The following is a 23,912-nucleotide window of genomic DNA, read 5'->3' on the forward strand; positions in this document are numbered from 1 at the left end:
CCTCTCGCCTCCAGGCGAGCGCTTTCAGGCGAGCGCCTTCAGCTTCTCCACCAGATCCGTCTTCTCCCACGAGAAGCCGCCCTCGGCGTCCGGCTCGCGGCCGAAGTGGCCGTAGGCGGCGGTGCGGGCGTAGATCGGCTTGTTCAGGCCCAGATGCTCACGGATGGCGCGCGGGGTGGCGCCGCCGATCAGGCCGAGGATGTTCTCTTCCAGAACCGATTCCGCGATCGTGCCGGTGCCGTGCAGGTCCACGTGGATGGACTGCGGCTTGGCCACGCCGATGGCGTAGCTGATCTGGATGGTGCAGCGTTCGGCCAGACCCGCCGCGACGACGTTCTTGGCCAGATAGCGGCAGGCATAGGCGGCTGAACGGTCGACCTTGGTCGGGTCCTTGCCCGAGAAGGCGCCGCCGCCGTGCGGGGCCGCGCCGCCGTAGGTGTCGACGATGATCTTGCGGCCGGTCACGCCCGTGTCGCCGTCCGGTCCGCCGATCTCGAAGATGCCGGTCGGGTTGATGTGCCAGACGGTGTTCTCGTCGGTGAAGCCGTCCGGCAGCACCTCCAGGATCAGCGGCTTGACGAAGGCGGCCACCTCGGCGGCCTTGCCCACGGCGTGCTGGGTCGACAGCACGATCGAGGTCGCGCGCACCGGCTTGCCGTCCTCGTACTGGATGGTCACCTGCGACTTGGCGTCGGGTTCCAGCAGGGTGCCGCCCGCATGGCGCACCTCGGCCAGCTTCTTCAGGATGCCGTGGCTGTAGGCCAGGGTCGCCGGCATCAGTTCGGGCGTCTCGTTCGAGGCATAGCCGAACATGATGCCCTGGTCGCCCGCGCCCTCGTCCTTGTTGCCGGCGGCGTCCACGCCCACGGCGATGTCGGCCGACTGGCCGTGCAGGCGGTTGATGAACTCGAAGGTGTTCCAGTGGAACTCGTCCTGCTCATAGCCGATGTCGCGTACGGCGGCGCGGACGGCGGCCTCGATTTCGGCCTCGATGCCCGGCGCCCATTCGCCGTCCTTGCCCATGATGCCCTGACCGCGGATTTCACCGGCCAGCACCACAAGATTGGTCGTCGTCAGGGTCTCGCACGCCACGCGCGCTTCCGGGTCCTTGGACAGGAACAGGTCGACCACGGTGTCGGAGATGCGGTCGGCGACCTTGTCCGGGTGGCCCTCGGAAACGCTCTCCGAAGTGAACAGGAAGGAATTACGGGACAAGGCGGGCTCCTCAGGGACGGTCCGCCAAACATATAAAGGTATGTTTATATGTTCAAGTCGCCCGACGCTCGGGACGTCGCCACCGCGCTTCCAGGCTGACGGGCCGCTCCCCGGCCATCCAGCGCTCCACGACACCGGCGCCGAGGCAGAGGATCATCAGCACGCCGATCCCCCACCTCGACGCCACGTCCATGCGGATGTGTGCTTCCTGAAGATCAGGTGTCAGGAACATCAGCGCATGGGCGATCAGGATAAGGCCGCCGAACGCCGCGGCCGCCAGCGTCCACCAGCGGTCCCGCCGCAACGCCAGCCAGACCATGGCGATGAAGACCCCCAGGTCTACGATGGCGTCGCCGAGCCGGAACTGGCCCAAGGTGACCGGCTGCATCATGAAGCTCACCAGAAACGCCAGAACGAGGATGGCGACGCCGGCCCGTTCTGTATGCCCGCCCCTCAGCCAGGCCCAGGCGAAGACCGACAGGCTGAGCAGCAGGTAGAAAAGCTGAAAAGGCGCCACGGCTTCCTCCCTTCGGCGGAGCCCGGGGCGGACCCTACCGGGTCGGCTGACGGGCGGCGCCCTTCGTCACGGTTTCGTCAATGACCCGGACCTGCTGCTGATAGGCGACGACGCTGTCGGCGATCGCCCGCATCATCACCGCCGCCAGAACCACCATCACGACGATGATCAGGAGGCGGACGCCCCAGCTGCGTGGCGGGGGGCGGTAGCCGAGGCGGGGTTCTGCGCGCCCACCTGGGCCATCACCCAACCCGCGCTCAGGACCTGCTGCAGCAACTCCCGCGGGCTGGATCTCACCGCGTCCGCTTCGAGGCCGCGCATCAGATGCGCCCGCACCGGATCGTTCTCTCCCAGCGGACTGAACCCGTCCAGCGCCGCTTCCAGATCTTCCCAGGTCCACTGGGGAAGGGGTCTGTCGCCCGAAATCATCGCCTGCCTCCCTGACGTCCGGGCCAGAAGAGACGGCGGCGACGGGGCGGCCAATGGGGTCTTTCGTAGCCTCTGGTACTTTTCGTTCCAGGATGGCCAGCGCGGCCTTGCGCCGGTTCACGCCCAGACGGCGGCAGGCCTCATGCACATGTTTCTTGACCGTCGCCTCTGACAGACCCAGCTGTGCCGCGATCTCCTTGTCCGTCATGAAGGCTGTCAGCCTCAGACATTCTTCCTGACGCGCGCTGGGTCCTGGCGACATTGACCGCTCCGATATTGCGATCTTGCTAGGACGATTGCCGCGGGGCGTCCAGATCAGCCGTCACGGGACGGCCGATCTGTCCGCGATGCGAGGCCGTGGGTCAGGGCCGGCTGGGGTAGATGCCGTTCAGGGCGACGCAGTAGGTGATCGCCAGATAGGGCTGCATGTTGTTGATCGGGATGTTCTGGCCGACGAGGCTCACCGAGCCCGGGTTCAGCTGGGCGTTGGGCGCGGTCGGCGTGAACACATTCACCACCACGGGGTCGCCGTTCGTCGCATCCGAACCCACCGCCTGGCCCAGATAGCAGGTGGTGTCCGGCTTGTTGGTCGAGGCGTCGGCGGCGTTGTTCACATTGATCGCGTGGTTGTGCGACGGCAGGTTCTGGGTCAGCAGGGTGGTGGTTTCGCTCCCGCCGACCTGACCGATCACATAGGGCGACAGTCCCCCGCTGGCGGATCCCCAGCCGACGGCCGTGCGGCCTGTCAGATTGGGCAGGGCGTACGTCGACTGGCCGTCGCCGCCGTAGGTCACGCCCAGCAGGGTGAACAGCGCCGAGTTCTGGGAAATCGCCATCAACTGTCCCTGGGCCTGGGCCCACCCCACGGGCGCGAAGTTGAAGCCGAACCCCAGAATTGTACCCATAAAGACGTCCATGGAATTTCCCTCCGTCGCAGGATTCGCACAACGCGAAGTCCTTGCCGGGTACAACCATCGCATATCTGTGCGAGGCGGACTATATCTGACCGAACGATGATACCGGTTCTCAGTCCGGCGAGGCGCTCGCCAGGGTCTGGGCCGCCCCCGGCGCCGTGGTCAGGCTGAAGCCGGCGCGCCGGAACAGCGCCAGGGACGCGGTATTGGTGACGAAAATGTAGGCGGTGACGACCTGTCCCGACCGCCGGGCCTCCGCCCTGACCTGCGCGAGGATCGCCGCCCCCGCGCCCCTGCGACGCCACCCGGGGGCGATCACAATCTCCACCACATGGACGGCGCCGTCGCGGGTTCCGGTCAGCAGGCTTCCCACGGGCGAGGCCCCGGCCCAGGCGACCCGGCGCCGAAGATCCGGGAAATTCCGGTCCAGCATCGCGGCCCGCGACCGCAGCTGCAGGTCGAGCAGGGGGCCCAGGTCCACACCGGGCATCGCCGCGCGGAGATTGTCGCGCACCAGACCGTCGACGAACCCGGCGTCGTCCGCCTGCTCCGCGCGCAGCTCAATCCCGGGTTCGGATCTCTGGAGGGCCATGCCTCAAGATTGCAGACCTGCGCCGAACATGCACCTTAGGGGATGTGCGCCCGACAGGACCGGGCCGGGGGACCCCATGACGACGATCCAGTCACCGCCCATGCTGCTGCAGGCCTATCATTTCACGCCGTTCAAGGGGCGTCAGTGGCTGGTCGACGCCCAGCCGAAGGCGATCACCATCCAGCTGGACGACATCGACGGCGTGCGCGGCGGCCTGCCCGGGGGGCGCGACCCCTTCGTGCTGATCTTCAGCACGCCCTGGGACACCCTGCTGGTCGAGGGTCACTACCAGATGCGACCGGGCCCCGACGCCGAGGCCGTCTCCATCCACCTGATCCCCACCCAAACCGCGCCGGGCCCGCGGCGGCTGTACCACGCGGTCTTCAACTGACGCTGTCGGAAAAATGGTGCCGCTTAGGTGACTCGAACACCTGACCCCCGCATTACGAATGCGATGCTCTACCAGCTGAGCTAAAGCGGCCTGTCGGTCGGCAGGGGAGGCGTCCCCAACCGCGCGAGAGGGGCTCTTTATACGGCAGCCGCCGGATTGCCAAGCGCCAGAAGCACGGCGGCGTCCGTCGGGGCGACGGCGGTGCGAATTTCCGTGAAACCCGCGGCCGCCAGCGGGGCCGCCGCCGCCGCTGAAATCGCCACCGCCAGCCGGCCCGCCCCGCCGTTCCGCCCCAGGGCCCCGGCCACCGCCCGCGCCGCGCGCGGGGAATGGACCAGGACGGCGTCAAAGGCGTCCGGCGGCGTCGCCCGCGTCTCCATCGCCTCATAGACCGGCAGGATCACCGTCTCGACCGCCCCGTCCAGCAGGGCGCGGAGATCCCCCGCCGGCTGCCGCGCGCCGGGGACCAGCACCCTGCCGGCGGCTTCGTCCGCGATCAGCCGGGCCAGGTCCGGGAGAGCGCCGGAGGCCGAGATCACCTTGCCGAACCCCGCCTGTCGCGCCCGCTCCGCGGTGGCGTCGCCGACGGCGAACACCGTCAGGGACCGGTCAGGGGTCAGGTCGGCGAAGGCCGCCACCCCGTTCGGACTGGTGAAGGCCAGCGCCGCGACGCCGGTCAGGTCGGGCGTGGGCTGACCGAGGGGGCGCACCGCCAGCACCGGCGCGATCAGGGGCTGGAAGCCGCGCGCGGTCAGGCGCGCCGCCGTCCGTGACGCCCCCGGCTCGGTGCGGGTCACCCAGACGCGGCGCGGGCCGGTCAGATCGCGATCCTCTGGTCGCCCGCCGCCGCATGGACTTCCGCCCCCAGTCGCAGGCCCAGGGCGCGCGCCACCGCCTCGGCGTTGCCGGCGGTGACGTCCACCATCTCGCCCGCCCGACGCCAGCGCGCCGAGCCGTCGGGGGACAACATTTCGACCGTCAGCCGCAGATGGCCCTCCCCGATCTCCGCATGCGCCCCGATGGCCGTGCGGCACGACCCTTCCAGCGCCGTCATGGCGCCGCGTTCCGCCGCCACGGCCAGTTCGGTCAACGGATGGTTCAGCGCCGCCACCCAGGCCGCGCTCTCGCCTTCGCGCGTCTGCAGGGCCAGCGCCCCCTGACCGGGGGCGGGCAGGAAGGCGTCCAGCGACAGCCGCTCGCGGATCACCGCCTCGAAGCCCAGCCGGTTCAGTCCCGACACGGCCAGAAGGATGGCGTCGAACTCGCCCTCCGCCAGTTTGCGCAGCCGGGTGTCGACATTGCCGCGCAGCATCTCGATCTTGAGGTCCGGGCGCAGGGCCAGGGCCTGGGCCTGCCGCCGCAGGGAGGCCGTGCCCAGGGTCGCGCCGACGGGCAGGGCGTCGAAGCCGGCGAAATTCTCGCTGATGAAGGCGTCGCGCGGGTCCTCCCGCTCGGGGATGGCGGCGATGCACAGGCCCGGCGGCTGTTCGGCGGGCACATCCTTCATCGAGTGGACGGCCACATCGACGCGGCCGTCCGTCAGGGCCTCCTCGATTTCCTTGGTGAACAGGGCCTTGCCGCCGATTTCCAGCAGGCGGCGATCCTGCACCCGGTCGCCGGTGGTGACGATCTCGACCAGGGGCACGGCCTCGGCCAGATCGGCGTCGGCGACCCCCATGGCCCGGCCGATGGCGCGTTGCATCATGCCCGACTGGGTCAGGGCCAGCTTCGAGCGCCGGGTGCCGATGCGAATGGGAAAGGTCATGAGGCGTTGCGCGGGTCCGGTCGGGTCGCTACCTCGACCCGGATGAATGACGTCGCCGCCGACTATAGCAGCGAACCGGGCCGGACAACCGCTGTGAATGACGCGGTGCTGACCGTGCTGGGTCTCGAGACCAGCTGCGACGAGACCGCCGCCTCGGTGGTGCGCCTCTCGCCGACCGGCGAGGCGACCGTCCTGTCGTCGGTGGTGCACAGCCAGATCGACGACCACGCGGCCTTCGGCGGCGTCGTGCCCGAGATCGCGGCCCGCAGTCACGTGGAAATGATCGACGGCGTCACCCGCCGCGCGATGGCCGAGGCCGGGCTCGACTACGGCGACCTGGACGGGGTCGCCGCCACCGCCGGGCCGGGCCTGGTCGGGGGCGTCATGGTCGGGCTCAGCTACGGCAAGGCGGTGGCCCTGGCCCGCGACCTGCCGCTGGTGGCGGTCAACCATCTGGAGGGCCACGCCGTCTCGGCCCGGCTGGGGCGGCCGGTCGACTACCCCTTCCTGCTGCTGCTGGTCTCCGGCGGCCATTGCCAGCTGCTGGAGGTGCGCGGGGTCGGCGACATGACCCGGCTGGGCACCACCATCGACGATGCGGCGGGCGAGGCCTTCGACAAGATCGCCAAGGCGCTGGGCCTCGGCTACCCGGGCGGCCCGGCGCTGGAAAGGCTGGCCGCGACCGGCGACGGCGCCCGCTTCGACCTGCCGCGCGCCCTGCTGGGCCGCAAGGACTGCGACTTCTCATTCTCGGGCCTGAAGACCGCCGCCTCCCGCCTCGCCGCGACATGCCAGACCGATCAGGACAAGGCCGACCTCGCCGACGCCGTCCAGACCGCCATCGCCCGCCAGCTGGGCGACCGCTCGGACCGCGCGCTGAAGGACTATGCGGCCGAAAACCAGCACCGCCTTTTCGTCGTGGCGGGCGGGGTGGCGGCCAACAAGACCGTTCGGGCCACCCTGGAAGCCGTGGCGACGAAGAACGGGTTCGACTTCCTGGCCCCGCCGATGGCCTACTGCACCGACAATGCGGCGATGATCGCCCTTGCGGGGGCCGAGCGTCTGCGGAAGGGTTGGGTTTCGGATATCGACACGGCGGCCCGCCCACGCTGGCCGCTGGATGAACAGAAGGCGCTCGCCGAGCCGGCCCACAAGCCGGGCCGCAAGGGCGCGAAGGCTTAAGGGGAGCAGATGGAATTCAAACGGGCAGGGGTGATCGGCGCCGGCGCATGGGGCACGGCCCTGGCGCAGGTCGCGGGCTGGGCCGGGCTGGACGTGCTGTTGCAGGCGCGCGAACCCGATGTGGCCGACAGCATTCGCGAGCGCCGCGTCAATGAGGCCTTCCTGCCCGGGGTGACGCTGGACCATCGCGTCTCGGTCACCACCGACCTGGCCGATCTGGCGTCCTGCGACGTCATCCTGGCCGTGCCCCCGGCCCAGCACATGCGGTCGACCCTGACCGCCTTCGCCCCCTTCCACCGGGCGGGCGTGCCCATCGTGCTCTGCTCCAAGGGGATCGAGCGCGGCTCGCTGAAGCTGATGACCGACGTGCTGGCCGAGACCCTGCCCGCCGCCCCGGCCGCCGTCCTGTCCGGGCCCAGTTTCGCGGGCGAGGTCGCGCGCGGCCTGCCCAGCGCCGTGACCCTGGCCTGCGCCGACGAGGCGCTCGGCGAGGAGCTGATGTGGACCCTCTCGGCCCCCGGCTTCCGCCCCTATCTGGCCACCGACCTGATCGGCGCCGAGGTCGGCGGGGCGATCAAGAACGTGCTGGCCATCGCCTGCGGCATGAGCGAGGGCAAGGGTCTGGGCCGCAGCGCCCATGCCGCCATCATCACCCGCGGCTTCGCCGAGATGACCCGTCTGGGCGTGGCCCTGGGCGGTCAGGCCGAGACGGTCGCGGGCCTGTGCGGCCTCGGCGACCTGGTCCTCACCTGCTCCAGCCCCCAGTCGCGCAACATGAGCCTGGGCCTCGCCCTCGGTCAGGGCCAGACCGTCGAACAGGCGCTGGCGGGCAAGCGGTCGGTCGCCGAAGGCTATGAATCCGCGCCCGCCGTGCGCGAACTCGCCGCCAAAATGGGCGTCGACATGCCGATCTCCCTGGCCGTCGCGGCGCTTCTGGGCGGCGACACCACGGTGGACGAGGTCATCGACAACCTGCTGTCCCGTCCGCTCAAGGTCGAGCGCAACTGACCATGCCGGAGGGTCAGGCCGAGCGGAAACGGGTCTGGACGACCCCGCCCAACGTCGCCCTGTGCGCCGAGGGCGACATCGCCGACCCGGGCGCGCGCGCCTTCGTGCTCCAGATCGGCGAGGCCTTCTTCCACGGCTTCGTGGTCCACAAGGACGGCCAGGTCGCGGGCTATGTCGACCGCTGCCCGCATCATGGCTTTCCGCTGGCCATTGAACTGGACAAATATCTGACGCCCGACGGATCGCTGATCCTGTGCGGCTGGCACGGGGCGGTGTTCGAACCCCTGACCGGCGAATGCACCGGCGGCCCCTGCGCGGGCGGGCGGCTGACGCCGTGGCCGGTGGCCGTTTCCGGTGGTCTGATCCGCACCGCCTGAACCCGGTGAGCGCTTGTCATCCCGGACAGCGCAAGGCGCTGATCCGGGACGGCACGGCGCATCTTTCTGAACAGGTCCGCCCGGAAATCGCCGCGCGATTGTCCGGGCGACAGTCGGCGACCGGCGCGTTGGCCGGCTGTCTCCCGGCTCGCTGCTGGCGCAGCGTCCGGGAGCAGAGGCTCAAGGATCCTTTCCGTCCCGGATCGACGCTTCGCGTCGTCCGGGATGACAATCTAAAGCGCGCGAAGCAGATAAAGCCCGAAGCCGATGAACGGGCGGCCGAACTCCAGCACCATCTTCACCCGGTCGGCGCTGGCCTGCACCGCCGCGGCCTCCGGCGCGTCCGGGTTCGCCGCCAGCCAGTCGCGCGCCGCCCCGTCCGCCGCCGCCGCATAGGCGTCGAACACGGCCTGTGACGAGATGTCCGACCACACGACCTCGAACCCGGCGGCCTCGGCGGCGGCCTTCCAGCCGGCATCGTCCGTGTACAGATTGGTGGCTTCGGTGATCAGCCTGAGCGGCGGGGGCGGTTCGGCGATCCACACCAGATCGCCCCACAGCAGATGCCCTCCGGGCGCCAGTCGCGTTTTCAGGAAGGCAAAGCCGTCTTCCGGCGTCGGTCGGCCCTCGCCGTTGATATTGGTCGTGCCCAGTGCGGTGATCAGGTCCAGCGGCCCCAGATCGGCCAACACGTCCGCCGCCGCCCCGACGCTCAGCGTCACATCGGCGTCCGCCGCCGCGATCCGCGCCTGCGCCAGCGCGGCCATGCCCGGATCATATTCGATCGCCGTGACCTTCAGCCCGAACCGCTGCGCCAGGCGGATCGCCACGGCCGCATTGCCGGTCCCGACATCCGCCGCCGCCGCGCCCGGCCCGACCCCCGCTCGCGCCACGGCCCCCTCGACGGCGGCCATGGTCACGCCGTTGCAAACGTCCAGCGCCTCATAGGCGATGCGATTGTAGCTGGTGCTCATGGCCAGGGTTGTCGCCCGGGACGACGACACGGGCAAGCGAGCACGCACCACAGCCTCACCTCTCCATCGCCCCTTCAAGGCGATGGAGAGGACAGATCGGCGCCTTCGCCGATCAGGAGAGGGCGGCTCCGTCGAGGCCGGAAAGGCGCCTCCCCTCCCAATGGGATAAGACGAAAATACTAAGTAACTAGAAACAAACGGTAATTTCTGCTACGATATTGCTACACGATGTATGCACGCCACGGCGGATCAATGACTTAGCGCCGGGATGTGCACGAAATCTGCACGAGGATGGAGGCTGTCATGGCGTTTGTCACGGACAAGGAAGAACTAAAGCCCGGGCTGGTCATCTTCCGGCGCGGGGATTTGCAGACGCGGGATTGGTACTGTCGCGTTCGGCTGCCAAAGGCGACCCGCTACAAGACCATTGCCTTGAAGACGCCGGACATCACGACAGCGCGCACCCTCGCTTACGACCACGAAAGCGAAGTCCGCTTTGCGTTGAAGCGCAATCTGCCGGTCTTCAACCGCCCGTTCTCTGCCGTGGCGAAGGACTATATCGCCGAACAGAGACTGCGCGCCCAGCGCGGCGAGATCACCACTGGCCGCGTGAAGCTCATCGAGTCGGTCGTGAAGAACCAACTCAACCCCTATGTCGGCAAGACCCAGATCGATCTGATCGCTCTGGACCGCTGGCAGAACTATCCGTCTTGGCGGCGGTCGCTCGGTCAGGGCCGCATGACCCGCCACGGCAATGTGCGACCGATGACGCAGGCGGAACGTTTGGCCGCTCAAGAGGTCGCCGACGATAAGGCCAAGGAGACGCTGCGCCGGAGCGGTAAGAAGCCCGAGGCGAACCCCCAGCCGGAGCAGACGGACTGGATCATCGTCAGCGATGCCACCATCCGTTTCGAGATGAAGATCTACCGCGCCATCATCAATGACGCGGTCTCTAAACAAGAAGCCCCGCCTCATCACCGCATCGAGGGGATGCCGTCGCTGGAGAAGCAGCGCCGGGATGCCTTCTCGCTGGACGAATACCGCCGCCTCCATACCCACGCTCGCACCAAATGGGTCGGGGCCGCGAAGACCAAGACTGCCCGCTGGTACCGGGCCATGGTTTATCAATTCGTCCTGATCATGTGCAATACGGGCATGCGGCCGTCCGAGGCCCGCAACCTGCGTTGGCGCGACGTGATGGAGGCGACCGACAAGAACGGTCAGCCGGTCACGGTGTTGTCGGTGCGGGGCAAGGGCAAGTCCCGCCAGCTTGTCGCGCCGAGCGGAAACGTCGGGAAATACCTGGACCGCATCCGCGCCATCGCGGTGAGCACCGAGCCAGAGGCTCCCGTGTTCAGCAGTGCGACCGGCACGACGGAGCGCACGCTCTACAAGGCCTTCATCGCCGACCTTCTGGGAAACGCCAATCTGCGCGTCGGGCCGTCCGGCATTCTACGCTCGACCTATTCGTTCCGGCACACCTACGCCACCATCCGCCTGACCGAGGGCGTCAGCGAGTTGCTGCTGGCCGAGCAGATGGGCACGTCGGTGCAGATGATCCAAGAGCATTACGGCCATGTGGACACCATCAAACACGCCGACCTCGTCTTGCAGGGCATGAGCGACTGGGAGCCGCAGGAGTTGGCGGCCTCGACCGACGAAAAGCAAACCGTTCAGATCAAACGGAACGCGCGGGCAAAGATCAATACCGAGCCGCGCAGACCTCATTGATGTCCTGCCCATCGCCGCCGAGGATCACGCGCCGAGTTCGGTGCGCCGCTGGTGGCGAAGGGCTGGTCTGAGCCGCTGACAAGCGTCCGATGCGCAGCCTGCGCCCTTAATCGGACACTTGGCGAAGCGGGCCGGCGGAATAAGCCGCGTCGAGTTCGACGCAGCCCGCCGGCCCGCGTCTTCCGCCACTTCGCCCCCGCGCCGTGGCGCTCTTGAGGGGCGATCGCAAGGCCTGGCCCTTGCCGCAAGTATCAATGCTTATTGGCCGCACTGCTAGACGAGTTCGAGGGCCGCGAGAGCAGTAGCGTCAGGCTCATCAATCTGCTGATGCTTTGACGGCTTCACCCGCTGGCGATGATGGCTGGCGTAACCGTCGCATTCCTGTCTCGCGCGAAGGCTACGGCCTCGATGGCTGTCGGATAGGGAGCTGGCTTCCGCTGTTCGAACGGAAGTTGAAACAAGCGTTAGGCGATCTGCGACGTCGCTGCACCTGGCCCAGACTTATACCGGCGATACAGGAGGCCTGCTATTCGCACACGCTCGCAGACTGACTACGTTAGAGTTCGCGCCACGGTTCGATGAGAGCGAGATATTCGACTGGCGTGACCACGGATATGCCGAGCAGGCGCAGTTGGACGCGATGACGCCAAAGGGTATTCCGGTCGCGAGTCAGCAGAACGTCACAGTTAGCCATACGGCAATGCAGGACTAGGAGACGGTCCAGGGGATCTTTGCGGAAATCTGGTATCTCCATCAGCACCGCCTCTAGCTTCTGCAGCTCGGTGTTCAGCTTGAAGCGATGCCGAACCGTCCCGCCCTGGGCCTGTCGATCGCCACTGCCGTCAAGTTCCACAAGCCAATAATCGAGCATATCCAGATACCAACCAAGTCGGTGTCTTCGCCCTTCCAAACTTTGAATGTTTATGATTTCCGCCACGCTAATTGGGGACGTCACAAGCTGAAGCTGTTGACGCCGCGCTTGGTCCATCACCGCTCTGAGGGCTACTAGGTCCTCATCCGGCTGGCCGTCCTGATCGTCGGACCAGTAGCCGTCGAAGATGAAATCGCCCCTGTCGTAGAGTGTGCCGAGTATATTCGTGTCTAGCAAAGGCCGTCCAGGCGGTCCCTCGCTGGTCATGAGAGGTTTGCCTTGATCCAAAGCTGAAGCGAGACGATGTCGGAGCGCGTGAACGGCGGTTCGTCTTCCATCGAAGCGTCGGCGTCGACGCCGCCCACCTCGATCACGGTAGCATCGAAGCGCGGTATTCTCAGGGTCGACACGGTACCCTCATGATGTGCGAAAAATGGGAACTGGATCGGCCCCGTCCAAGTCCGAACTTTGGTCAGGCCGATCTGGCCGTCCCTGCCTGTCGTTGAGGCAACCAGTGAATTCGCATCGCGCCAAATGTCGTCGGCCGTATCTAGAAAGCGCACTTTGATCAGTAAGCGAGGAAAGACCACGGCGATACTTCGCGCGCCCGGAGCGCGTTCGACGATGTCGCGCCGGGTGTTGACCTCGTCTTCGTTGGCCGGCAGTTCCGGGTGCCCGATGTGAAGGTACAGTCGTCCGAACATTTTCCCGTCTCTCGCTATCTATTCCGCACCAGAATGGATGGCGGCTCAACCCCAGGCGGCTGGCCTGTCCGTACGCGCGCCGTTTGATGTCGGCTTAGGTGGTAGGTGGGATTTGATCGCACATTCTTGGACGGGAGCATGGCACTCGGCAATGCTTCTATCCATCGAGCCGTCCACCGGTCATCCCACAGTTCGCGCAGCCCGGCTTCGAAAGTGTCGGATGAGGACGAGACTGGATCGTCTCGTTTGTCGGGCTAGCAGCACCCTGGCAGCCGGCTGGCCAGACCAATCTGGGCGAGGCAACGGAATAACGCGGCGGCAGTCCACCCGGAGGTGTCAAGATATCGGAATCAGTGACGGACTCAACGACGCGAATTAGCGCCACGGCGCGTTACAGAGCATGTACCCGCGCTGGAATGACGGCCCAAGCCGCTGGATTACAACAACTTTGTTTGGATTGGCCGATTAAGGTCGAGCTTGCCTTAACCGGCTTAAAGTGCGACCAATGTGGCGTGAAAAACGCAGCGCATAACATCGTACCAATCACGTCGCAGCCGCAGTACACGATCAAGTGCTCCGACAATATTGACTTCATGCGTTCTCTGAAAAAAGAGAGCATGAACCTTATCGTTACATCTCCGCCCTACAACATAGGTAAAGAGTACGAGCGCAGAACATCACTCGATGTCTACATTGAACATCAGGCATCCGCTATAGCTGAGGCCGTGCGTCTGCTCCATCCCAACGGATCGATTTGCTGGCAGGTCGGCAATCACGTTGATGACGGCGAAATCTTTCCGCTCGACATAGTGCTTTATGGGCTGTTCAAACAGCACGGGTTGAAACTGCGTAACCGCATCGTCTGGACGTTCGGACACGGGCTTCACTGCCAACGCCGATTTTCCGGCCGGCATGAAACGATCCTATGGTTTACCAAATCGGACGACTACATCTTCAACCTCGATCCCGTTCGCGTGCCTTCGAAGTACCCTAACAAGAAGCACTTCAAAGGCCCAAACAGAGGTGAGCTTTCTGGCAATCCTCTCGGAAAGAACCCCGGAGATGTTTGGGACATCCCGAACGTCAAAGCCAATCACGTTGAGAAGACTGACCACCCCTGTCAGTTTCCCGTGGCGCTTGTCGAGCGCCTCGTTCTCTCACTGACTAACGCCGGTCAGAATGTATTGGATCCATACCTGGGCGTCGGGTCGTCTGCGATCGCCGCTCTGAAACACGGCCGAAAAGCTTACGGCTGCGACATTACTGAACAGTACATCGACATTGCCTCCGACCGCATCGCCAGCTTTTACGCTGGCGACCTAAGAACGCGCCCGCTGAACAAGCCGGTATACGATCCGAACGAGGGCTAACGGATGAAGCTTCAGTTCATCTACGATCATCACCACGGTCGAGCCGCGTGGGAAGAACGCGACCTTTACGAGTGGATCACGGATGTCTTCGAGGCGCCCGGCATTAAAATGCAGCCGGGCTGTACCAACGACATTCGCAACCACATCGCCAATGAGTTTACGTCGGAAGGCTGGGCGCTGAACGTCAAGATCGATCAAGAGCTGCGCAACACCGTAACCGCGATCAAAGACGATCTGGCCTTCCAAGTCCAAACCGGAAACATGAGTCGCGCGCCGTATGATCTCCTGAAGCTGGAATACTTGGCTCAGTCGAAACGGATCAAGGCGGCCGCCTTCGCCCTACCCACGAAATTTGCTGCATCAAAGATTGGAAGCAACATCGCCAACTTTGAGCGTGTGTCAAAAGAGCTGGCCGTCTTCGCACAGGTCATCCATGTGCCTATCCTGCTCATCGCATTCGAGTAGGGGGCATCAATGCCGTACAAAGTCCAGCTTACAGCGCCTGTCACGCGTGCCGCTACGATCGCCAGCAAGGTCGTCTCCTCAACCGAAAAACGCGAGTTCTACGGTTTTCGTAATCGCGTGCATCACCTGCCGTTCATTCAGGTGCCGATCGACTTGCCGGTTTATCGGATGGAGAACTTTCGAACTTTCACGGATCAGCGGGACTACATCGCTGAGAATGGAAAAAAAGCCGGCTATTTCGCGGCGGGTACCGAATCCGAGGAAGTGCAGCAAGCCCAACACCAGTTGCTACATCGGCTTGCTCTAAAAGGAAAAGCGGACTCCGTCGTGCCGGTCGCTGATGTACTTGAGGCTGAGGGGCAACGCCAACCACTACTCATCACGGCAGGCGGCATTGTCGTGAACGGTAACCGGCGGCTTGCGGCACTCAGGGAGTTGTACGCCCAGGGCAGCAAGTTTGCGCACTTCAGTCACATCGACGTGCTCGTCTTGCCGGCAGACGCGACTGCGGAAGAGATCGTCGATATCGAAGCTAACCTTCAGGCGGTACCTGAGACGAAGCTGGACTATGATTGGATCGGCGAGGCGCAGTTGATCAGCCGTCTAGTCAATCTTGGCCGCACGCCCAAGGTTGTCGCCGATCAGCTCCGCCGCAAGGAAAAGGATGTTAAGTACGCCATCCAGACGCTAGCCGAGGCCGACCTTTACTTAAAAGAGGCACCCGGCACCCAAGGAAACTACAGCGAGATACGAGAAGACGCGGAGCAACTCTTCGGTGATCTACCGAAGCTCCTAGAAGGCAAGTCCGAGTCAATGAAAGAGGCGAGCCGCGCGATCGCATGGTCGCTCTACCAAAATAAGGGACGGTTGGAAGGTCGCTTGTACGACTATAACGCCGCGATCGGAGCGCTCGCCGACAACGTCCTAGACCGTGTCGCCGGTGAACTTGGTATCGTGACCGAGGCTGAGCAGGATGCGGATGGTGACGGAGACGCCGATGAATTCGCTATCGACATCGGAGAAGAGTTGCAGCCCACCAGCTTTGCTGGGGTAATTGCAGCGCTTCGCGCGCCGGACAATGAGGCGGCAATCGACGCCCTCATTGAAGCCGCACAGACTGAAATCCAAGTAGACAAGGGACAAAAGTCCGGTGGTGCTGCACTGAAAGCCGTTCAGCAAGCACACGCCAAGCTAGCATCGGTGGATATTTCGCGAGCCGAGAAATCGACCGTGGTCAAAATTTCCAAGCAGCTTGATGCCATCAAGAAGATCGTCGCGGAGCTTGAAAACAAAATCTCGAAGCTGAAATCTTAAATAGAAAAAAGCGTGCCGCGTAATGCCTCTCGAAATAGGGATTGATTACGACCCAACGCGTATCCGTGGAATGCTGTCAAAGATTGGGGACGAAGGTGCCTCGCCGATCTGGGAGCGGCTGAAGGCTCGCTTTTCCGCTCAGGCGAACGCCATTCTTCTCAATGATGTCATCGACATTCCTTGGCCTGAAGTGCTCAGTGTCATTCGCGAGTTCGGCAGTGCGAACACCCAAAAAGCTCTGGCATTTCGGCTCGTGCCGAGTGAGCGCGCTCGGGCGAAGGTAGCGACTTTCGTCGCCGAAACTAAGCAAGCTCGGGCCTCTAAAGACGCCTTAGTGCTTCAGATCAATGAAGCGGACATTCAACCGCGCTTAAGCGGTCTCGGATTCAGTCGCCAGCTCAAGCCGTTCCAACTCAGAGATCTGGCACGGCTGCTCTCGCTCCCGCACGGCGCCAACTTCTCCGTGCCGGGCGCGGGCAAAACCACCGTGACCTTCGCGCTGAGTTTGCTGGCGGCAAGGCCAGACGATCATCTCTTCGTCGTCGCGCCCAAAGCAGCTTTCCCCGCTTGGCGAGGCATCGTTGCGGAGTGCGTTGATGCGGACGCACCCGACTGGGTTCGCGAGGAGTTCACTGTCCTGTCGGGTACTGAGTTCCAAAATGAAATAGCGCTTCGAAGCGGTGCCCGCCGTTTTTTAATGTCTTACGATCTCTTGGTTAGACAGCAGCATATAGTCGCGGCCTTCTTCTCGCGGCAATCAGTCCACCTCGTGCTCGACGAGTCCCACCGCATGAAGGCGGGTCTGGCATCGCAGCGAGGTGCGTTCCTCATCAATATTGCTTCGTCACTGGCACGCCGAGACATCTTGTCGGGGACGCCGATGCCACAAGACGCTAATGATATGGCGTCCCAAATGGGCTTCCTATGGCCTGGGCAAGGCTACGACCATCAAATCCAGCGCGGGGTGTCGCCTCGGCAGGTTTTGGGCGACCTGTACGTCCGCACGACCAAACAGGAACTGGGCCTGACGCCGGCCGTACGACACTTCCATGATGTGTCGATGGCGGACGGTCAGCTGGCGCTCTACGGTGTCGTGAAGGACGAAATTCTCCGGCAGATCACCAAGGCCATGGCGGGAGCAAGTCAGCCGGATTTCCTGTCTGCTCGGAAATCCGTCATGCGGCTCTTGCAACTCTCGACAAACCCTACGCTGGCGCTTCAAGCGATGACGCGGGACATGCGCGAGATATCATCGGGCATTGCTGATCAGGTCGTGGAAGAAGGTGCATCGCTGAAAATGCGGGCCGTGTGCGCGCATGCCCGCGCTCTCGCAAAAGAGGGGAAGAAGACGGTCATCTGGACCATCTTCACGCAGTCCATTCTCGATCTTGAACGCCTTTTGGCAGATTTGAATCCTGTGTCGCTTTACGGCGCCGTCCCGACTGGTGAAGCGACGGACGGGAACACGCGGGAGGGCCGTCTCGCGAAGTTCCATCAAGACCCGTTCTGCAAGGTGATGATCGCGAACCCGGCCGCGGCTGGCGAGGGCATCAGCCTACATACCGTCTGTCACGACGCCATTTATCTCGACCGAAGCTACGTCTCGACGCACTATTTGCAGTCGATTGATCGCATTCATCGCCTCGGGCTAATGCCTGGAACCGAAACGAACATCCACATATATCGCACCAAAGCCCCCGCTGGTCTGGGCAGCGTTGATCTCTCGGTCAGTCGGCGACTGGCGCAGAAAATTCACGGCCTTGAGCATCTGCTTGATGACCCGGATTTGCGTCAGCTCGCGCTTGATGAAGACCAGGCTGACGATCCTATCGACTATGACGTGGATATGCAGGATCTGGTCGATCTGGTCGAGGAGCTGGAAGGAAGACAGCCGGTTGAACCTCAAGAAGAGGCTTGATCGTGGAGTTTGACCGCCTCTTCAGTATCTCGGCATTTGAAGGTTTGAGGCTCATGCGCGCCGCAATCTCAACGGTGCCGGAGGTTACGCTTGAATCCTGCCCCGGCGCGCTGATTGCCCACTCGCCGCAGGCGCAAATGTACGACCTAGACGCGGCGAAAGAACTCCACGGTTTGGTGGCGGCAGATGCCCCGCACGAGACAGTAATGTTCTACCGGGAGTGCATCCTCGCAGTCCTACTCTTGATGATGCCGGCCTTTGCGAAGCTGATGACGCTCGGACGTGGACGATTCATTAAGCGGATCAAGGGCGCGGACTATCGAGACATTAGAAGCGTTTTTCGCGAAGCCAAGCTCTTGGATGATCCCCCCTCGGGTGATGACATTTCCTGGTGGGACCTCGTGCAAGGGCGTGTGCGTCTCAATTTCGACCACGAGAGGCTAGTTCGTGCGAGACAGGCTGAGTCCCTTTCGATGGCATACGAACAGACTGAGCTTGCGAAGCTCGGGATCAAAAAAGATCCCATTTGGATGGCCATCGACGACAACACGGCGGGATATGATGTGCTGTCCTATCGGCTGACCCTCGTCGGTGAGAGCAACCTTCTTATCGAGGTCAAATCAACGATTGCTTCGCCCTTGAGATTTTACGTGTCTCGGAACGAGTGGGATAACGCAGACCAGATTGGCGAAGCCTATCTGTTCCACATCTGGGATATGGATAAGAAACCTCCTGTCCTTCACATCCGAACCGTTGAGCAAATCCGGCCGCACATTCCCACGGACAACGAAAAAGGGAAGTGGACGAATGCGCAAATACCTATTGGGTCCTGAGCAGCTCAGTGGGCGACTGTCGACGATAGGCGCCTGGGGTTTCCCGCCAGCCAGTACACGTGTCTTACATCGGGCGAAGCTGGATTAGTCCGAGCGCAGTAAGTTGATTGGCGCTGAGGCTAGGACGTGAGGTCATCTGGTGCGTCGGCCCTGTAACCGTACTGGCGCAGCCGGTGGCGGGCGGCCATTTTGTCAGCCGCGTTGAACAGGGCTTGCCATTCCGGTTGCAGGATCAAGGCCTCAACTGACAGGTCTAGGCGCTTTTCCTCCCATAGCCGGTCGAACCCCTTGGTTGCTCTGCCTTGAATGAGCAGCTTTGCGGCGACGACGCCGCCATGCTCACGCAACATCTTGAGAAGATAAACGGGCCGGTAGCCGAAGGTGGTTGCCTCGTCATAGATGCGCTGCATCGCCTGGTTGAAGGCCTTCGGATCTGGCCGCGCTGTGGCCTCATCCAGCAGCGTCATCGCCTCGCTGAAATTGAGGATCGCATTGCGTCCGCCGTCCGTCGAATGGAGTTGTAGAACCACAGTCTTCAGCTCTGCCAACACTCGGCGCTCCGCGTTGGTCAACGTGAACTGGCCGAGCCCGGATAGCATGAAACCATCGACCTCGCGCACCAGACGCAAATTGCGTTCTTCGGCAGCCAACGATGTCTCGGCTAGCCACAGACCTTGGGCGGAGGCAGCACCACCACGGTGCCAGAAGTCGATTACGACATCGCCCGCTCGGATTTTTTCATTCCACTCGGCATAGGCGGACAGGGCGTCAGGCATCCGCTTCGCATTGATTTCGCCGGCTAGCCAGTCTTCGTCGCCCTTGTCCAACGGGTCGCTGCAATAGGCGACCTTCACGCTTGCCCAAGCGGGATGTTCCGGCGCCGCGGCGAAGGCATCGAATAATGTCTTCGCTAGCCGCTCCCCTGTTGGCATCAACCGGGCCCGCGCATTCCACAGGGTGCCGCAGCGATCGATATGCTCGGTTTTGACATCGTAGCCCTCGGCGAAAAGCGTCTCGAACAGCTCGCCAATCTCCCGGACCACAGATACGTCCTCGACCAGAAGATTGGCTTCGCGCCAGCCAGTGATCTGTCCCTCCACTGCCAAGCCATTGGAGGAGGCGTTGGACGAGCCGAGCACCGCCCGGGCGGGGGTCCAATATATCTTTGCGTGAAGGGCTGGGTGAGCACGCAGTCTCACGGTGGATAGGCCCAGGAGCCGTCGAAGCTCGATGGGATTGCAGGCGCCCGAATCCAGATTGCAGAGGATATCGAGCTTGAGACCGGGTCGGTCCAGACCGAGAGCCTCGACCGCACCCCGTCCCCAGAAGGCGACGGCGAGCCGGGCCTCGCTGACTCCGGCAAACATCGACTTCAAGACTTGAAGCCCGCTGGTTTCGTCTAGGAGTTTCATTGCATCAGCATGGCGCGTCCCCCTAGACCGTCAATCCTGAATGAGCATTGCCTCAGCCGAGGGAGAGACTGCATGGACAGCGGGTTCGACGAGACGCATGTCGCATTGCTGCGTACCTGGAGCGGCGTGGCCAGGAACAAGGCCGATCCTGAGCAGAATGCGGCCTATGACGAACTTCGGCTAGCGTATGAAGCGACCGCCGCTTGGGCCTACGCGCTGCGTGACCGGCTATTTCCTGACGGCACCGTTAAGAAGCTCTCCAAGCCGACGGACCAGGCGCAGAAATTCAAACCCTATACCTGGGTCCGCATCTATCCCCGACAAGGCGCGCCAAAGGCGCTGGCCTATACGGTTGGCTTGGACGCCAAAGGCGACTTCCTCGTCAAGTTGGACACCGTTGACCAGCGCGGCAGCGTTCGCGCCCACTACATGGATGTTCATGGCGGCGATCATCGTGACTCGCCGATTGCGCGCGCGCTGCCCATGGAGGACGGTTTGCGCCTCTCCCTCGAGGGGCTTGTCGACTGGAGTATGGAGGCAATCAGCCAGTTCGCCCTGAGCTATGAGGCGCTCGCCGGCCATCTCGGTCTGTTGTCGCCCAATCTCAAACTCGTCGCCGATCCTGCAATTTCGCAGGCCGCCTTCGCGCGCTGGGCTGAAAGCCTACACGAGACCGCGCGCATCCGGGGATCCGTGCAGCTCCTGCTGGAGGAGCGCATCGTCTTTCGCGCCACCAGCGCGCAGCCGACCAAGGTGAAACTCGGGCTGGATCCCACCGGCAACGAATGGGGCGTCGAGATCAATGCGCCCAATGCCCCCGGCGACCACAACGGCTTGGCCGCTATCGCCGAGGACGAGACCGGAGGCCTGCACCTGTTGCGCCAGGGCTGGCTGCGGGGGCGAAGGGACGCGCCGGACATCCGCGAGGACGAGTTCATCAGACGCACCGGGCTGCAGCCGGTCGCCGTCGAAGCGAGCGGCCGCGCAAGCCTGCGCCGCTGGTTTCGCGTCGCCCGGCTCGACGACCCAGCCGCAATCATCCGGCGCGATACCGCTCGGTTCGTTGATCTGTGCTGGTCCGCCCGCCTGTATGAGACGGGGCTAAGCACATTCCGGCCCGCCCCAGCGAACGAGGCGGGCTCGCCCACGCCCGTCCCCGGAGCGCCGGAAGCCGGCGGGAGCTTCACGCTTGGTCCTCGCGATGCGCAGGAAGCGCGCGAGGTGCTACGCCTTCAGGGAGAGGTTTGGACCCAGCTCGCCGCCCTTCTGTCGGCCAACGGCGTGCCTCACGCCAAATGGCAGAGCGGCAACTATGCGATCGACATGGAGATTGCGCCTAGCGGCGTTCGACCGATTCTTTTGGAGATCAAATCCGGTGCCGGGGCCTCGGAACTGCACACCGGGGTCGGTCAGCTTTTCGTGTACCGTCAGCTGTTCAGAAACCTGCGCAATCACCAACCAATGCTACTCTTGCAAGGGAATGTCGCCCCAGCGATGCGGGCAGCAATCGGTGATCTAGGCATCGCCGTCCATGCCTATGAACGCGGCGAGAACGGCGACATCCAATTCGACGGCGGCTTCCTGCGCGCCTGCCGCCTTGCTGGGGTCTGAGCAGCTCTCCGCCTCTCCCATCGTCTCGCCTGCACGCGTTCCGCGATGGGCGCGTTCGGGGCGAGGTATGGGGTGAACCGTCTAGTTGACCGACCCAACGAACTCCGGATCAGAAAAATACCGCACCTTCAGCGCGGCGACAGGCTCCTGCCCCGGACGCAGCAGGATTTCCAGACTCGGATCAAGCCGCATGACCTCGTCCGGCGTCAGCAGTTCCCGCTTCACCAGATGTTCTGTCGTGGACGTGTTGGTTGACGTTTGTGAGAACATCATCGGTCCCGGCGATTGGGACTCTCCGCTGCTCGCCGTCCGGTATGCGACGGTACCCGAGCCCATCGATCTGGACACCCAACCTGCGGTCTCGACATCACCGACGTTGAAGATCTGGATCAGCCCGGCGTTCGACAGAAACGTCCCCGCCCGTTCGCCATAGACGCTCCGGAGCTGATGCAGGTCCTGTAGGATCGGCCAGAGTTGCAGACCATAGCCCGCCATCAGACCGAAGGCCTGCTCCAGCGGCTCCAGACGCCCCAAGGCGGCGAACTCATCCAGCAGAAGCAGGACCGGCCTGTGGGGCCGCCCCGTGGATTTGGCGAGCGCCCCGATGGCCTGGGCCACAAGCAGACGCAGCCAGCGCGCATGGGTGCTCAACCGCTCCGGCGGCAGGACCACGAACACCGTGCAGACTCCGGCCTTTAGATCCTCGAAGCGGAAATCCGAATGCCCGAGCACCGCCGCCATCCGCTGGCTGTCGAGGAAGTGGGTATGGCGCTGGGCCGACGACAGCACGCCCGCCGCCTCCCGACCGCTCTTGCTCAGATGACGATTGGCGGCCCGCGCGACGAGGCCGCCGGCACACCTGGATTTCTGCATGACAGCCAACATCTCGTCGAAGGCCTCGGGAGCACTGGTGAGCCTGTCGCGCACGGTGACGAGGTTGCGGGCGCCCGGATGTTCGGAACAGACGACATGGAGGATGATGCCGGTGATCAGCGCCTTGGCCTCCTCATTCCAATGCGCCTCGCCAGTCTGGCCCGGCGGATCGTAAACGAGGGCGTCGGCCAACAGCGCCGCGTCCTCGGCCAGCTCCAGACCGTCCGGATCGAGACCATCCAACGGATTGAAGGTGGCGGACGGCACACCCGACACGCCGAACGGGTCCAGCACCTCAACCGGCCCGAAGCCGAGCCGCGCCCGTTCCGTGATCCGCGCATTCTCACCCTTGGGGTCGATGCAGAGGATCGATCGGTTCGCGGTCAGTAGATTGGGAATGATGGCGCCCACGCCCTTGCCCGACCGGGTGGGCGCGATGGTGATTAGATGCTGCTCGCCGTCGTAGCGCAAAAGCGAACCGTTCCTGCGGTTCTCCCGACCGACGATCAACCCGTCCGCCCTGCCGAGCGAGGCCCACACTTCCCGCTCGCTCGCCCAGCGGGCCGAGCCATGCACGTCGCCGGCAGCTTCGAGTCCCGCGCCCGCCGCCCGCCGTTTGAGCAAGGCGCTAAGAGCTCCCGCCGATCCGGCCGCGAGCAACAGCCAGTTCTGCTCAGTCTCATTGGTGTGCCGGATCAGGATGAACGGGATGATGAAGACCAGGCCGACGATCGTGCCCATCAGGTAGCCGCCGATCAGGGTGATCACCAGTCCGATCAAACCGAAGAGCCTGCGCACCACCCGGCGTCCGATCAGGTCTTGTCTGGCGGCGGCGCCGCGCCGCCGCCGCCGCCGCCGATCAGATCGGGGAAGAGGGCGGCGTCGTCGTCACGCGTAATGAAGCCGGGTAGCTCGCGCCGCAGCCAATCGGGAAGTTGGTCTTTCGAGAAGGCGTCCTGACCCTTCTCCAGCCGGTGCAGGACCAAGGCACCGAGCAGGATCTTGCGGCGCGTATCTCTGGCCCGCTCCTGTTTGCCGAGCTTGGTCTGTAGCGATTTGCGCTGGGCCTCCAGTTGAGCCAGCCGTTCGGCGATTGACCGCCTCGCCATCGTCTCCTCCGTGTCGCCGCTCCTTTTCCGGAACCCAAGGTAGCACGAGAGCGCCAAGTCGTCATCGGCCTTCAGCGATGCACCCCGGCAACGCGATCAGCAACGTTCTAGCAACACCCCGTTGTTCACAGCGCCATTGCGACGATCCACCAGCCCCGACATGCTCTCACAACGATGGGGACTCGATTCGCCCAGAGGCCGACCTTCCATTGCTGAACGGTGTCTCTGACTTCCAACGCCGCTTGTTCACAAGCGCGCCCCACCGAGCGTATCGAGCGAAGTGAAGATTAGTGAAGGGCGCACTTACGAGTTGCTGCGCAACTCAGGGCTTGGTATT

General features: G+C 63.9%; 25 protein-coding genes, 1 tRNA gene and 1 pseudogene. 11 read left to right on the forward strand and 16 right to left on the reverse strand.

What is annotated here, in order from left to right:
* Positions 1–24 precede the first annotated feature (24 nt).
* From metK to ACW174_RS07560, 7 genes and pseudogenes are all read right to left on the reverse strand, one after another.
* On the reverse strand, positions 25–1,215 hold the full coding sequence (metK, locus tag ACW174_RS07530) for a methionine adenosyltransferase (RefSeq protein WP_492017032.1): 1,191 nt from the start codon (positions 1,213–1,215) through the stop codon (positions 25–27).
* A 52-nt stretch (positions 1,216–1,267) separates the two neighbouring features.
* Positions 1,268–1,732, reverse strand: coding sequence for a hypothetical protein (locus ACW174_RS07535; protein WP_492017033.1), 465 nt, complete (start codon positions 1,730–1,732; stop codon positions 1,268–1,270).
* A 34-nt stretch (positions 1,733–1,766) separates the two neighbouring features.
* A complete protein-coding gene (locus tag ACW174_RS07540) occupies positions 1,767–1,892 on the reverse strand; it encodes a hypothetical protein (protein WP_492017324.1) in 126 nt (41 codons plus the stop codon).
* Between the two features lie 8 nt (positions 1,893–1,900).
* Positions 1,901–2,161, reverse strand: coding sequence for a hypothetical protein (locus tag ACW174_RS07545; RefSeq protein ID WP_492017325.1), 261 nt, complete (start codon positions 2,159–2,161; stop codon positions 1,901–1,903).
* A gap of 160 nt (positions 2,162–2,321) precedes the next feature.
* Positions 2,322–2,423 (reverse strand): annotated as a pseudogene (locus ACW174_RS07550) (hypothetical protein); the annotation flags it as partial.
* Positions 2,424–2,523: 100 nt separating this feature from the next.
* The gene (locus ACW174_RS07555) at positions 2,524–3,078 is read right to left on the reverse strand and encodes a phage tail protein (RefSeq protein WP_492017034.1); all 555 of its coding nucleotides are present in this window, start codon (positions 3,076–3,078) and stop codon (positions 2,524–2,526) included.
* Between the two features lie 109 nt (positions 3,079–3,187).
* Entirely contained in the window at positions 3,188–3,667 is a 480-nt protein-coding gene (locus ACW174_RS07560) for a GNAT family N-acetyltransferase (protein WP_492017035.1), read from the reverse strand.
* Positions 3,668–3,743: 76 nt separating this feature from the next.
* Between ACW174_RS07560 and ACW174_RS07565 the strand changes: the two genes are divergently transcribed.
* A complete protein-coding gene (locus ACW174_RS07565) occupies positions 3,744–4,058 on the forward strand; it encodes a DUF6916 family protein (RefSeq protein WP_492017036.1) in 315 nt (104 codons plus the stop codon).
* Between the two features lie 14 nt (positions 4,059–4,072).
* Here ACW174_RS07565 and ACW174_RS07570 read toward each other — a convergent pair.
* The 3 genes from ACW174_RS07570 to hemC form a co-directional block, all read right to left on the reverse strand.
* Positions 4,073–4,148 (reverse strand) — tRNA-Thr (locus ACW174_RS07570).
* A gap of 47 nt (positions 4,149–4,195) precedes the next feature.
* Positions 4,196–4,855 carry a uroporphyrinogen-III synthase gene (locus tag ACW174_RS07575; RefSeq protein WP_492017037.1) on the reverse strand — a complete coding sequence of 220 codons (660 nt, stop codon included), beginning with the start codon at positions 4,853–4,855 and terminating at the stop codon, positions 4,196–4,198.
* A gap of 20 nt (positions 4,856–4,875) precedes the next feature.
* Positions 4,876–5,823, reverse strand: coding sequence for a hydroxymethylbilane synthase (hemC, locus tag ACW174_RS07580; RefSeq protein ID WP_492017038.1), 948 nt, complete (start codon positions 5,821–5,823; stop codon positions 4,876–4,878).
* A 42-nt stretch (positions 5,824–5,865) separates the two neighbouring features.
* Here hemC and tsaD point away from each other — a divergent pair, with 42 nt between their 5' ends.
* The 3 genes from tsaD to ACW174_RS07595 are packed head-to-tail and all read left to right on the forward strand — an operon-like array spanning position 5,866 to position 8,390.
* A complete protein-coding gene (gene tsaD / locus ACW174_RS07585) occupies positions 5,866–7,005 on the forward strand; it encodes a tRNA (adenosine(37)-N6)-threonylcarbamoyltransferase complex transferase subunit TsaD (RefSeq protein ID WP_492017039.1) in 1,140 nt (379 codons plus the stop codon).
* 9 nt (positions 7,006–7,014) lie between these two features.
* Complete coding sequence (locus tag ACW174_RS07590) at positions 7,015–8,013, forward strand: NAD(P)H-dependent glycerol-3-phosphate dehydrogenase (RefSeq protein ID WP_492017040.1); 999 nt, start codon at positions 7,015–7,017, stop codon at positions 8,011–8,013.
* A gap of 2 nt (positions 8,014–8,015) precedes the next feature.
* Positions 8,016–8,390, forward strand: coding sequence for a Rieske (2Fe-2S) protein (locus ACW174_RS07595; protein WP_492017041.1), 375 nt, complete (start codon positions 8,016–8,018; stop codon positions 8,388–8,390).
* Positions 8,391–8,623: 233 nt separating this feature from the next.
* Here the strand turns inward: ACW174_RS07595 and ACW174_RS07600 are convergent, their stop codons facing one another.
* Positions 8,624–9,412: a class I SAM-dependent methyltransferase gene (locus tag ACW174_RS07600; protein WP_492017042.1), complete on the reverse strand. Its 789-nt coding sequence runs from the start codon at positions 9,410–9,412 to the stop codon at positions 8,624–8,626.
* A 255-nt stretch (positions 9,413–9,667) separates the two neighbouring features.
* Here ACW174_RS07600 and ACW174_RS07605 point away from each other — a divergent pair, with 255 nt between their 5' ends.
* Entirely contained in the window at positions 9,668–11,095 is a 1,428-nt protein-coding gene (locus ACW174_RS07605) for a tyrosine-type recombinase/integrase (RefSeq protein ID WP_492017043.1), read from the forward strand.
* A gap of 556 nt (positions 11,096–11,651) precedes the next feature.
* On the opposite strand, the gene ACW174_RS07610 is transcribed toward ACW174_RS07605, so the two are convergent.
* Both ACW174_RS07610 and ACW174_RS07615 read right to left on the reverse strand, forming a co-directional pair.
* A complete protein-coding gene (locus ACW174_RS07610; protein WP_492017044.1) occupies positions 11,652–12,233 on the reverse strand; it encodes a hypothetical protein in 582 nt (193 codons plus the stop codon).
* A complete protein-coding gene (locus tag ACW174_RS07615) occupies positions 12,230–12,670 on the reverse strand; it encodes a hypothetical protein (RefSeq protein WP_492017045.1) in 441 nt (146 codons plus the stop codon). The genes ACW174_RS07610 and ACW174_RS07615 overlap by 4 nt, the downstream gene beginning before the upstream one ends.
* A 416-nt stretch (positions 12,671–13,086) precedes the next feature.
* On the opposite strand from ACW174_RS07615, the gene ACW174_RS07620 reads away from it, so the two are divergent.
* The 5 genes from ACW174_RS07620 to ACW174_RS07640 all read left to right on the forward strand — a co-directional run bounded on the left by ACW174_RS07620 (position 13,087) and on the right by ACW174_RS07640 (position 18,570).
* Entirely contained in the window at positions 13,087–14,040 is a 954-nt protein-coding gene (locus ACW174_RS07620; RefSeq protein WP_492017046.1) for a DNA-methyltransferase, read from the forward strand.
* 3 nt (positions 14,041–14,043) lie between these two features.
* Complete coding sequence (locus tag ACW174_RS07625; RefSeq protein ID WP_492017047.1) at positions 14,044–14,505, forward strand: BglII/BstYI family type II restriction endonuclease; 462 nt, start codon at positions 14,044–14,046, stop codon at positions 14,503–14,505.
* A 9-nt stretch (positions 14,506–14,514) separates the two neighbouring features.
* Positions 14,515–15,819 (forward strand): hypothetical protein, encoded by a 1,305-nt coding sequence (locus ACW174_RS07630; protein WP_492017048.1) that lies wholly within the window; start codon positions 14,515–14,517, stop codon positions 15,817–15,819.
* 70 nt (positions 15,820–15,889) lie between these two features.
* A complete protein-coding gene (locus ACW174_RS07635; protein ID WP_492017049.1) occupies positions 15,890–17,737 on the forward strand; it encodes an SNF2-related protein in 1,848 nt (615 codons plus the stop codon).
* Between the two features lie 2 nt (positions 17,738–17,739).
* A complete protein-coding gene (locus ACW174_RS07640) occupies positions 17,740–18,570 on the forward strand; it encodes a protein NO VEIN domain-containing protein (protein ID WP_492017050.1) in 831 nt (276 codons plus the stop codon).
* 119 nt (positions 18,571–18,689) lie between these two features.
* Here ACW174_RS07640 and ACW174_RS07645 read toward each other — a convergent pair whose 3' ends face one another.
* Positions 18,690–19,982, reverse strand: a complete 1,293-nt coding sequence (locus ACW174_RS07645) for a phospholipase D family protein (protein ID WP_492017051.1) — start codon at positions 19,980–19,982, stop codon at positions 18,690–18,692.
* 72 nt (positions 19,983–20,054) lie between these two features.
* Between ACW174_RS07645 and ACW174_RS07650 the strand changes: the two genes are divergently transcribed.
* Positions 20,055–21,593: a hypothetical protein gene (locus ACW174_RS07650; RefSeq protein WP_492017052.1), complete on the forward strand. Its 1,539-nt coding sequence runs from the start codon at positions 20,055–20,057 to the stop codon at positions 21,591–21,593.
* A gap of 81 nt (positions 21,594–21,674) precedes the next feature.
* Here ACW174_RS07650 and ACW174_RS07655 read toward each other — a convergent pair whose 3' ends face one another.
* Both ACW174_RS07655 and ACW174_RS07660 read right to left on the reverse strand, forming a co-directional pair.
* Positions 21,675–23,234, reverse strand: a complete 1,560-nt coding sequence (locus ACW174_RS07655) for a type IV secretory system conjugative DNA transfer family protein (RefSeq protein WP_492017053.1) — start codon at positions 23,232–23,234, stop codon at positions 21,675–21,677.
* A gap of 44 nt (positions 23,235–23,278) precedes the next feature.
* Positions 23,279–23,575, reverse strand: coding sequence for a mobilization protein (locus ACW174_RS07660; RefSeq protein ID WP_492017054.1), 297 nt, complete (start codon positions 23,573–23,575; stop codon positions 23,279–23,281).
* Positions 23,576–23,912 lie beyond the last annotated feature (337 nt).

The sequence above is a fragment of the Brevundimonas sp. AVps31 genome, assembly GCF_058681355.1.

Excerpts from the sequence above, each read along its gene's own strand:
- ACW174_RS07660 (WP_492017054.1), bottom strand. The coding sequence starts at position 23,575 with ATGGCGAGGCGGTCAATCGCCGAACGGCTGGCTCAACTGGAGGCCCAG.
- ACW174_RS07635 (WP_492017049.1), top strand. The coding sequence starts at position 15,890 with ATGCTGTCAAAGATTGGGGACGAAGGTGCCTCGCCGATCTGGGAGCGG.
- ACW174_RS07615 (WP_492017045.1), bottom strand. The coding sequence starts at position 12,670 with ATGTTCGGACGACTGTACCTTCACATCGGGCACCCGGAACTGCCGGCC.
- ACW174_RS07590 (WP_492017040.1), top strand. The coding sequence starts at position 7,015 with ATGGAATTCAAACGGGCAGGGGTGATCGGCGCCGGCGCATGGGGCACG.
- ACW174_RS07595 (WP_492017041.1), top strand. The coding sequence starts at position 8,016 with ATGCCGGAGGGTCAGGCCGAGCGGAAACGGGTCTGGACGACCCCGCCC.
- ACW174_RS07650 (WP_492017052.1), top strand. The coding sequence starts at position 20,055 with ATGGACAGCGGGTTCGACGAGACGCATGTCGCATTGCTGCGTACCTGG.
- ACW174_RS07605 (WP_492017043.1), top strand. The coding sequence starts at position 9,668 with ATGGCGTTTGTCACGGACAAGGAAGAACTAAAGCCCGGGCTGGTCATC.
- ACW174_RS07620 (WP_492017046.1), top strand. The coding sequence starts at position 13,087 with ATGACGGCCCAAGCCGCTGGATTACAACAACTTTGTTTGGATTGGCCG.
- hemC (WP_492017038.1), bottom strand. The coding sequence starts at position 5,823 with ATGACCTTTCCCATTCGCATCGGCACCCGGCGCTCGAAGCTGGCCCTG.
- ACW174_RS07565 (WP_492017036.1), top strand. The coding sequence starts at position 3,744 with ATGACGACGATCCAGTCACCGCCCATGCTGCTGCAGGCCTATCATTTC.
- tsaD (WP_492017039.1), top strand. The coding sequence starts at position 5,866 with ATGAATGACGTCGCCGCCGACTATAGCAGCGAACCGGGCCGGACAACC.
- ACW174_RS07625 (WP_492017047.1), top strand. The coding sequence starts at position 14,044 with ATGAAGCTTCAGTTCATCTACGATCATCACCACGGTCGAGCCGCGTGG.
- ACW174_RS07645 (WP_492017051.1), bottom strand. The coding sequence starts at position 19,982 with ATGAAACTCCTAGACGAAACCAGCGGGCTTCAAGTCTTGAAGTCGATG.
- ACW174_RS07555 (WP_492017034.1), bottom strand. The coding sequence starts at position 3,078 with ATGGACGTCTTTATGGGTACAATTCTGGGGTTCGGCTTCAACTTCGCG.
- ACW174_RS07610 (WP_492017044.1), bottom strand. The coding sequence starts at position 12,233 with ATGACCAGCGAGGGACCGCCTGGACGGCCTTTGCTAGACACGAATATA.
- ACW174_RS07630 (WP_492017048.1), top strand. The coding sequence starts at position 14,515 with ATGCCGTACAAAGTCCAGCTTACAGCGCCTGTCACGCGTGCCGCTACG.
- ACW174_RS07560 (WP_492017035.1), bottom strand. The coding sequence starts at position 3,667 with ATGGCCCTCCAGAGATCCGAACCCGGGATTGAGCTGCGCGCGGAGCAG.
- ACW174_RS07545 (WP_492017325.1), bottom strand. The coding sequence starts at position 2,161 with ATGATTTCGGGCGACAGACCCCTTCCCCAGTGGACCTGGGAAGATCTG.